Raw genomic sequence first — 10362 nt, forward strand, 5'->3', positions numbered from 1 at the left:
TGAGGGCTGCGCAGGCGATCATAGCCTTTTGATCAACATCATTCCGAAGGTGTTACGGCACCGAGTTCACCAGCATGGCGATCCTCAAATGGGTTCAGGAAACTGGCGTTGATTGGCACTATATCGCGCCGGGCAAGCCCCAGCAGAACGGCTTCATCGAAAGCTTCAACGGCAAGCTACGTGATGAATGCCTTAATGAAACGCTGTTTGGCACATCACGTGATGCGCGCAAAACGCTGGAAGAATGGCAAGAGGATTACAATTGGCGCAGACCACATTCAGCATTGGGCAACCTGACGCCGATGGAATTTTTGCAGAGAAAAGCGATGGACAAGATGGCGGCCTAACGACAAAGATTTAACCCCAAGGACTCCGCGTAAAGCTGGAGGAGACTTGGGGCTCAGGTCAAGGGCTACGCACCAGTCTTCTCAATTCACAGTATCTGGATTCCTTCACGGCGGAATTTCAGAAAGAAGTGGGTCGAATGCGTAAAGTCACTTCATCAGGACTGATCTCCAAGAAAAAGCGTCTTACAGAGGTGACACGCCAGATCGACCGTGTTGTGGACCACATTGTTAATGGAACAGGCAGTAAGAGCGTCACGAGTAGACTGACTGACCTCGAAGCTGAGCAAGAGTCACTAGAAGCCGAGGTCCATCAGTACGAAACGAAGGCCACTGTCATACCGGTCCATAACATCGGCCAGGTGTATCGCGCTAAGATCAGGCAATTAGCAGACGGTTTGGACGACCCAGCGATCCGTTTGAAAGCAATCGAAACAATCCAGAGTTTGATCGATCACATCAAGGTCACGCCCACAAACACTGGGTTTGATGTGGAGCTACACGGTGAGTTGGGTGCTATAATGGAGATGGAAGGTCAAAACGACCGAAGCCCCGCAGGATTAATTGCGGGGCGTTCGTTGTCAGTGGTTGCGGGAGCTCGATTTGGACACTGTTTCACGAAACTTCGAGAAGTGCAGGTCGCCAGATAAAACGAGCCTTTCCTGCGCCATTGGACCGCATGCCGTAGGGCTCAATGAACATAGCCTGCTCCAGAAGCGAGTCCTCTGCGAACCCTGATGGAGGTTTCTATCCCGTCATTCACGGCCCATATCCTCATCGGAGACAGGTCTACTCACACTCGACCAACAAAGCACAAACTGCAGCGCAGTCATACAGCTTGGGCCACGAGATTGCGTGGAGGCAGGTCAAGGAAGTGCAGTGGTGCACATCCGTAGCATCATCTTGGGTAATCAAAAGCGTGCAGAAACGCCCACGATGCGCGGTTGATCTTCCCGAGTTCCGCGATGGCCGCAGCGATCCCATGCGTAGTTTCGTCATTGATCGCTTCGACCTGACCCATTTTGATACCGTCCTTGCGATCGGCAATGCGCATCAAGATCGTGTGTGAGACCTCAGCATTGGAATCAAATGCGTAAATACAGTGGTTGTAGCGGTTGCGTAATCGTCCGATTTTTTGAATGCGATCCGTCAGCGCGAGGATTTGTCTCTGCTCTTCTTTTGCAACTTTGCCAAGTTTGGACAATCGGTTGACCAGGTCCATGCGAGCGCGCGACGTGTTCAGCGTCAGGAAGATCACCGTCGCTGTTTCGATGTCGGTTCGGACCAGCCCGGCGATGAAATGGATCAACAGGCTTTCTGTATTGGTCCAAGCATAGTTGAGTTTACCAACTTGCAACAAGAAATCGTCAAATTCATCCTTGGGTGTCATGAGTTGGCAGCGTTCGTTTTTGCGAAACTTGCCACATATGCGACTGCCGCCTCGGTCCGGTTGCTAACGCCCAATTTGCCAATGATATGGTGAATGTGCAGTTTGACGGTGCTTTCTGCCAAATCAAACTCGCGCGCGATGAGTTTATTCGAAGCACCTTTGGCCAGTTGTTCTAACACCTCTTGCTCGCGCGCGGTTAGTGTCCAATGCCCATTTTGATCGGCGTCTTCTTCCGACTTCCATGCCATCAACATGTCAAGCACCTCGCCAGAGACATGCCGCTCTCCTGAAAGAACAAGGCGCAAGACTGTGATGGTGCAATCCATACGTGCGCGCAGTGGTAAAAAGCTTAGCCTTTCCACAATGGCATTCCTGTCAGTAGCGCTCAACGCTTTGCGCACTTCGTCCACGGTTTGATAGGCTAGTACCGGGCGTATCGAAGGCATTGTTTGCGCAATCGATTCAAGCTCAGAAACGGCCTCGCGGGCGTGCTGGCAAGACAAAATAATAGCACAAATTCGCGTGCCCTGAGGCGAAATAAGTGCTTTGGCCTCGCTTGCACTTGCTACGTTTGCCACCTTAAGATCTGGAAATTCACTTTGGATGAGGCGCAGATACATATTTGAAAAACTGGTACTATCACCGATAAACAGAACTTTTGGTTGTTCATCGTGCATGGTCGTCAAACTAGAATAGTTAGTATTCATCGCAATCCCCCCAATAGCGAACATCACAAGTCACCAGCACGTGATGTAGAAACAGCTAGGTATTCGCACGCAACTGCATGCGACTTCGCGCGGCCCATTGGTCAGTGCAAAAAGCAAGTTCCCGCGCACCCAACCATTCCAGACTAATACTTTGGGGCACAACTCCATTGACAAAGATCAAGTGCTCTATTTTTTATAATTATATATATTTAACAATAAGTTCCGTTATTAACTTAGTGTGATTTGACTGACTGATCTATGCGGGATTACACCCTTTGATCTACAGATTTCGGCGGAATCTAGACATGTTATAGTGCCATTTGGCGATTCTTTGCTGACCGTCAGGCCAGCTTTTCGGGCGGTGTATTTTGCTGGCACGATAAAGGCGTCACGGATGGAATGTGACGTAAATCGTAACCTGCATTCCGCAAATTGGTCACCTTTGAAATGAGCGGTGATCCTGTGGGAAGCACTCAAAGAAAGACAAGAAAATGACCAGCAGAAATAATCACTTTATGCCTTGGGGCCATCAGCACCAAGGTCAGGGCCAGGACCAAGACCAAGCTCAGGCCGAAGCCCAGCTTCAAGGCCAGCTTCAGGGTCAGGGCCAAGGTCAGCACCAAGAGCAAAGTAGCTCGAATGACAATGGTAACCTGAATGGTAATGGCAACGGCAACCTAAATGGCAACGCCAATGGCAACCTGAACTACAACGCGAATACTGCCAATAATGCTGCAAACAACACCGCGTCCAACGCCGCAGCAAACACTGCAGTCAACAACAATGCCACTGACGTCAACACAACTGTGACGACGACTGTGGATGTTGATGCCAGCGTTGATCTGTCCGGCTATATGCCAACGGATGATGATTTCGCAGACGTTGATCTGACTGACGGTGCATCTATTGATACCCTTTTGGTTGGCAAGGGCGACATCAGCTTTGACCCCGGCAACGAGCAAAACATCGAGGATATCCTCAATGATGCGCTGAACGGGGCTGGCAACGACAGTGGCACCGTCAACAACCAATTCAACAATTTGGTTGATAGCGACGTCCTGCACAACGCGACTGTGGATGGCAATCTACAGCAGACCAACACATCAAATGGCGGATCGGCATCGTCGGATGACGGTATTGGCGTCGGGTCCGATGTTGATGATGACATCGACTTTGGCTTCCCGCTAATGGCAGGTCGTGGTCATGACGGCGGCCCAGGTGGCAGTGATGATGACGATGGCGCAAGCTCAGGTAACTGGGGCAGCGGCAACGGTGATGACGGATATGTATCTGGTGAATCCTTGTCATCTGCAGCGTCAGCCATTGATACCACAGCGTTCAACCAAAGCATCGTGATGGGCGCGAACGTGCTGGGCAATACAGTCGACATGTCGGTTGTAGGTGGCAGCATGAGCTCGACCTACGTCGGTGATGACAGCGCAGACGGCGCTTAGGTCCCGCCGGTCTGACTGATGACTGCTTTTCGTTAGTTGGACCCTAACACTGCTTCGCGCCGGATACTTCGGCGCGGAGCGCGTTGCACAGGGAGCGTTCTTGTATGTGCAACGCCTTTACTCTGTGGGGGGGGTTAAAGATGGCACTCGATAAGATTTCTGAGATCATTGCACACTTCATTGGCATATTTGAAACGGCAGAAGACGGCGCAAGACTGCGCGAGATCGCCGAAGGGTTTGATCACACGGTTGCGCCGGAACCTACCTTTGATCCGCTTACGGCAATCGAATATCTGCTGCGCGCCCCTTACGAGCACACAGGTGGACCATACGGCTTATCGGATTTCCAATTTACTGCAGACACAGTTCCTTTTGTGCCTGCGGCCCCGCCAAGTCTATTTGCGGATGCGTGGCTTGCGCCCATTACATCCTTTTCCCCGACCCCCTTGCCCGACTTGAAGGGCGGCCTGCCAGGCAATGAACACTCCTTTTTCCTCGCAGGTATCCCGCCAGGCGCTACCGTGGTCATAGGCCATCAGATGAACGTTCTTGTCGATCACGACTTTCTGGTAGGGGAAGGAACCATTGGTTTTGCCGCACCTGACTATTTTGATGTCCAACTTGCCACGCTGACGGCCGCGGCCAGTGGGATAACCCAAAGCCTAATTGGCAATCCTTTGACCATCATCACAACCGCTGCCGACTTTGGCGAGGCTCTCGGCGCGCAGTATGGCGATTTGGCTCAAAACGCACCTGACGCGGCGTATATCACTTTGGTGGATGGTTCGGAGGCTATCGGAGTCACCGTCAACGGGACAGATTCCGAAGCCATGCCGTTGCTGGATGAAGTTATGCCTGTTTATTTGCAGCCTGATCCCTTGGAAGATGATGCGACCGCCCAAGCGCCCAGCGGTGTAGGCGGCAATGCCACGGCGGCGGCCGCCGTATTTGATGTGGACGACGGGCATAACGTGGTTGCGGGAGGGAATTTTGCAATCAACGAAGCGATCGTCGCCTTTAGCGCTGTCGATGCGCCAGTGATTGCTGTCATGGGCGATGCAATCTGCATGGTCAGTATCAGCCAGGTCAACATCATTCAAAACCACGACGGCGGCGCGTTGAAAGCGCCGTCTGATGTGGCCCTGAACGCGGCAACAATCGCTATGGACACTTCACAAATCGCGGATGAGGCCTCAGATCAGTCGTCCCCAGGACTGCCTCAGGCTTGGGCGGTCACGCGGATAGATGCAGACTTAATGACGGTGAATTGGATCCATCAATATAACTTTGTCTCTGACCATGACCGTGCCGAAGTGACGTTCTCGGGCGAGGATAGTTTTTTCGGGCTTGGTGCCAACACGTTGCTGAACCAAACCTCGTTGCTCGAAATTGGCGTCGCCTATGACCTGATCATCGTTGGTGGCCAGATGATCGATATGGCGCTAATCAGCCAGACCAATGTGCTACTGGATGACGATCACGTCAGCTATAGCGGCGATTGGCCTCTGGCCATGACTGACGACGATAATCTCGCGTTGAATGCCGCGGTGATCGATACTGTCGGAATTGATAGCCACACCGGATTAGATGGCGGTTTCGCGCAAGCTGGGCGGGACTTGGCGGACGGTGCGTTGACAATTTCAAGTGATGTCGCACAATCGGATTACTTTGCAGGTATTCCATTTTTGAACGTCCTTTATATCGCTGGGGACCTGATCACGATCACCGCAATCGCGCAGACGAATATCATTGGCGATGCAGATCAGATCGACGTCACACTAGAAGGGCTAGTCGCCGCCGCTGATGGTCCTGCGACCGTGACTGCGGGATCAAACGCTGCCGTCAACATCGCGTCGATTATGGAATATGGGATGGATTCCACCATCATGGTCGGTGGCGAGGTTTACGATGATATCCTGCTTTATCAGGCCGAACTGATTGAAAGTGACGCCGACCCTTTGGACGTCACTCTAACACCACTCGCGAACGAAGCGGTCGCATTCTTGGCTGACGACATGGTGGATGACACACCGGTTTCAGACAGCGTCTTTGCTGGCCAGATCGACACCTCCACCACGTCGGTGGACATCATGGGTGGGGTCGTCGCCTAGACCGATTTATGCCGGAGTGATATTTTGAAAGACGATAGAGTTGACAGCCCACCTCGGGGAGATGCCCCAAGAATGCCACTGCTGAAGTTGACCCCAGATGACTTGGCGCGCGATGAGGCGGCCAAGGAAGCAGGCATCAACAGCGGCGAAGTGGTCGATGCGCAGGCTGGTGTGCTTAATCCCGCCGCTGGCGGTGGCGGCAAGGGTGGGGGTGGCAAGCCATTTCACAAACGCATTGGTCCAGATGGCTTTGCCGAGGCGCTTTCAAAAGGCGTGCGCGCCGTACGCCGCAATCTGGCCTTCGTGATGTTGCTAACATTGGGCACGAATGTGCTGATCTTGTCGATCCCAATCTACCTGTTTCAGATTTCAGACCGCGTCCTCACCAGCAGGTCCGTTGATACGTTGATCATGCTGACCATTGTTATTGTCGGCGCTGTCGTTGTCCAAACACTGCTGGATGCTGTGCGCCGCTTTATCTTGATGCGCAGTGCTGTCGAAGTGGCCGTCCAACTGGGCGCCCCAATCCTAAATGCTGCGGCGCATGCATCGCTGCATGGCGGCGGCAAGGAATACCAGACCCTTAGTGATTTGCAGCAGGTGCGGGGTTTTTTAGTCTCTGGCACACTCATCTCGTTCCTGGACGTACCCTTTGCGCCCTTGTTTATTACGGTTATTTTTCTAGTGCATCCTGATTTAGGTTTGATCGTCGTTGGTACGTCATTGCTACTGCTGGTCATCGCGCTCGTGAACCAAAAGATGACAGCCAAACCCTTTGCCGAGGCCAACATGGCCCAAAGCCGCGCAAACATGCATCTGGATTCCATGTCGCGCAACAGCCAGATCATCAATGCGTTGGCGATGGTTCCCGAGGCCGTCCGCATGTGGGGCAAGGATACCGCCGCATCGCTGACAGCCCAAGTGCGCGCCCAAGATCGAAACATCATCTTTGCCTCGCTCAGCCGTGCGGTGCGTCTGCTGACCCAGATTGGAATGTTGGGATGGGGGGCAAATTTGGCGCTGCATGGTGAAATCACAGGCGGCATGGTTATCGCGGCCTCGATCATTGCAGGGCGCGCTTTGGCTCCGATCGAAGGGTCGATCGAGGGTTGGAACGCCTTTCTTTTGTCACGCGCAGCCTACGGGCGGATCACCGACTTGATGCGCCGATCACGGGTCCGCTTTGAACGGTTGGTGCTGCCCCACCCCGAAGGGCGGTTGGACGTAGAACGCCTGCTTTATGTGCCCGGCGGAACCAAACAAGTGATCCTTAACGGGTTGAGCTTTCATCTTGATCCCGGCGAAACGCTGGCCGTCATTGGTAATTCCGGAGCGGGCAAAACCACTTTAGGCAAAATGTTGGTAGGGTCGATCCTGCCCACTTCAGGCAACGTAAGGCTAGACCTGATGGATTTGCGCAATTGGGACCCACGCCAGTTGGGTGAGTGCATCGGTTACGTGCCACAAGATGTACAGCTATTCCCCGGTTCGATCAAAGATAATATTGGCCGGATGCGCGACGACGCCACTGATGCAGATATTCACCGTGCGGCGGTACTGTCTGATGTGCATGATATGATCTCTGCCTTGCCACACGGATATGAAACCGTGGTTGCCGCAGATGGATCACCCTTGTCGGGCGGGCAAAAACAACGGGTCGCCTTAGCGCGGGCCTTTTTCGGCAATACCCGCCTTTTGGTTCTGGACGAGCCGAATTCAAACCTCGATGCCGCAGGTGACCGCGCACTGGCGCGGGCCATTCAGCACGCTAAGGACGATAAGATCACTGTCGTGGTGATCACGCAAAAACCTTCGCTGCTCAAGGTCGTGGATAAGATCATGATGGTGGCAGACGGTGGTGTGGCGCTGTTCGGTCACCGTGATCAAGTGCTCGAAAAGCTGGCAGCACGGAATGCCCAAAATCAGGAGATTCCCAAATGACTGTTCCCGCATTGGCCCCGTCTCACGCGCTGGTTGCTGCCAATTGGTACGACGATGTTCCACGCTCGGTATCGCGCCATATCCTCTTTGGCGTCGTGCTGATGCTGGCCGCTTTTGGAGGCTTCGGTATCTGGGCCACGCAAGCGCCCTTGGCTGCCGCAGTGATTTCACAAGGCAGTTTTATCGCTACGGGCCGCAACAAGATTGTCCAACACCTTGAGGGTGGGATCATCAAAGGTATCTATGTCGCCGAAGGTGATACCGTCACAACCGGTCAGGTCTTGGTGCGTATGGACGAGACCGCAGCGCTTGGTCAGGAACGTGAATTATTTTTGCGTCAAGCGCGGCTTGAGGTCGCGAAGGCACGACACTTGGCGGAATACGAACTGGCTGAAGACTTGATCTATCCGCCGCACTTGGCCGCTTTGCGCGCTGATCTCGAAATCGCAACTATGATGGAAGGGCAAAGCCTTGCCTTCAAAGTTTCAATGCAGGGGCTGCTCAATGACATTGCATTGCTTGAAAGAAGCATCGACGCGCTAGAAATCCGCGCCAGTGGCTATGACAGCCAACTTTCCTCGACTCAGCAACAATATAGCATCATGCAGGAGGAATTGGCCGACAAGCGCACTTTGTTGGACCAAGGTCTCATCCGGCGCACGGACGTCAATGTTGTGCGTCGTGCCGTCGCAGAAGCCGAAGGGCAGATTGGCCGCCTGTCCGCCGAAATCGCGGAAATCCAAGAAGTCCGTGACCGTTATCATGCCCAGATTGAGCAGCTCTTGGGTGAACACCGCGACCGCGCCCTCGACGAGGCGAATGTGGCGGATGCGGAACTTGATGGTATTCGCGAACAAGTCCGCACCGCCCGAGAGGTGTTACGCAGGATCGAAATCGTAGCACCTGTGTCTGGTACCATCGTACGTCTTTACTATCACACTGCAGGAGGGGTGGTCGAAAGCGGAAAGGCGATTGTCGAAATACTGCCTTCGGACGAGCCACTGATAATCGAAACCCAAGTGCCGCGCACCGAAATCGACAGCGTACAGATCGGTTTTCCTGCGACTATCCGCTTGTCTGCGCTGAACCAACGCACCACACCAGTGTTGAACGGGACGGTCTATTATGTGTCCGCTGACACCGTATCGGATTCCACCGAAGCCGCTCAAGAAGTCTATGTCGCGCGCATTTCCATCGAGGCCGAGGAACTGCAGCGCGTGCCAGGGTTCACACCCACACCCGGCATGCCCGCTGAGGTGATGATACAAACTGCCGAGCGGACGTTCGTGCAATACCTCGCCAAGCCGATTGTGGACAGCATGTCACGAGCATTTCGCGAACAATGATAAAATAGCGTTGAATTGCGCAGTCCCAGAACAGGGACACGCTGATTTTGAAAGGTATTGCTCAATGCAACCAACCAGATGAGCCAAACTCTCTCTTAGTTTACGCAGCTCTTGGTTCCAAAAACCCTGACGACGGACACTTGATCAACTGATGGAACATTACGGCAAGGCCTCTAACCTGTTCCCGGAAACGCAGCCACAGTCCTGATTTCATTTGGCCGGGGTCACGTCGTCCCAGCCACCCTCTTTCTTAAAACATCCCTCCATAAAGGAACGTCACATGACTTCATCCCCGTGCAACCGCGCGCCCAGTACTGCTGTGCCCACGCCAACCCCACGACCATCAAAGCCCGCTGTTAATACGGGCCGCAACCGCCGCGTTCCATGCAAAAAACGCAGGTCGCGGCCCGCCTCAGATCGCGCCAAGCGGCACCATTTCCGGCAGCCGCCCTCGCCATACCTTTTTGCTTTGGCTGAGAAGAAGGGCTTTGAACTGCTTGGCCATGGCAGGCGGCGTTAAGACGTGCTCGTGCAGTGCGGCAGCTGTCAGCAAAACTCGCAAGTGCGACGGTCTGTCCTGCTCGACCACGCGCCACAGTGTAACAACTGTCTGTGGAGAAAGCGTTTTGATGACGCGATGGCATCAGGCGCAACTATTCATCTGCCCCATCCGAGCAATCATAAGATTGCGACCCTTGTTTTGTCCTGCGGACATATTGTCCAACGACAATACGGCCGCCTCGCTAAGGCAGCAAAAGGTGGACACGCACTTGGCTGCGAGACATGCCGCGAAGAACGCTATGTGCGCGAAGCCCAAGGCAGCGGCTGGGTGTTGGTTGGCCCGGCTCAGAAAGCCAAGAACGGCTATCGACACTACGAACATCACTGCGGTTACCGTCAGGATCATGCGATCGTCAATGTAGACAATCGCCAGCTGGATTGCGCTAACTGCGGCGAGACATGGGCCTCAAAGCCCTCATGTATCTATTTGCTTCGGATTGAGTTGTCCGACCGGGCTGTTCTGAAGTTCGGCTATAGTGCAGTCCCCGCACGCCGACTGTTCCAACTG

7 protein-coding genes and 2 pseudogenes are annotated in these 10362 nt (G+C 53.8%); 7 read left to right on the top strand and 2 right to left on the bottom strand.

What is annotated here, in order from left to right; translation table 11 throughout:
• Positions 1–56 precede the first annotated feature (56 nt).
• Positions 57–347: pseudogene (locus QZ197_RS12050) on the top strand (transposase); the annotation flags it as partial.
• A 137-nt stretch (positions 348–484) separates the two neighbouring features.
• Complete coding sequence (locus QZ197_RS12055; protein ID WP_296432238.1) at positions 485–994, top strand: hypothetical protein; 510 nt, start codon at positions 485–487, stop codon at positions 992–994.
• Between the two features lie 248 nt (positions 995–1242).
• Here QZ197_RS12055 and QZ197_RS12060 read toward each other — a convergent pair whose 3' ends face one another.
• Together QZ197_RS12060 and QZ197_RS12065 are read right to left on the bottom strand one after the other, a co-directional pair.
• Positions 1243–1653, bottom strand: a complete 411-nt coding sequence (locus QZ197_RS12060) for a hypothetical protein (RefSeq protein WP_296432239.1) — start codon at positions 1651–1653, stop codon at positions 1243–1245.
• 77 nt (positions 1654–1730) lie between these two features.
• Positions 1731–2411: a response regulator transcription factor gene (locus tag QZ197_RS12065; RefSeq protein WP_296432240.1), complete on the bottom strand. Its 681-nt coding sequence runs from the start codon at positions 2409–2411 to the stop codon at positions 1731–1733.
• Between the two features lie 521 nt (positions 2412–2932).
• Between QZ197_RS12065 and QZ197_RS12070 the strand changes: the two genes are divergently transcribed.
• The 5 genes and pseudogenes from QZ197_RS12070 to QZ197_RS12090 all read left to right on the top strand — a co-directional run.
• A complete protein-coding gene (locus tag QZ197_RS12070; RefSeq protein WP_296432241.1) occupies positions 2933–3895 on the top strand; it encodes a hypothetical protein in 963 nt (320 codons plus the stop codon).
• A gap of 140 nt (positions 3896–4035) precedes the next feature.
• On the top strand, positions 4036–6006 hold the full coding sequence (locus tag QZ197_RS12075) for a hypothetical protein (protein ID WP_296432242.1): 1971 nt from the start codon (positions 4036–4038) through the stop codon (positions 6004–6006).
• Between the two features lie 72 nt (positions 6007–6078).
• Entirely contained in the window at positions 6079–7947 is a 1869-nt protein-coding gene (locus QZ197_RS12080) for a type I secretion system permease/ATPase (RefSeq protein WP_296432243.1), read from the top strand.
• A complete protein-coding gene (locus tag QZ197_RS12085; protein ID WP_296432244.1) occupies positions 7944–9293 on the top strand; it encodes an HlyD family type I secretion periplasmic adaptor subunit in 1350 nt (449 codons plus the stop codon). Before QZ197_RS12080 ends, QZ197_RS12085 begins: the two co-directional genes overlap by 4 nt.
• 637 nt (positions 9294–9930) lie before the next feature.
• Positions 9931–10362: pseudogene (locus tag QZ197_RS12090) on the top strand (hypothetical protein); the annotation flags it as partial.

The organism is Yoonia sp., assembly GCF_017854415.1.
Taxonomy (GTDB): Bacteria; Pseudomonadota; Alphaproteobacteria; order Rhodobacterales; family Rhodobacteraceae; genus Yoonia.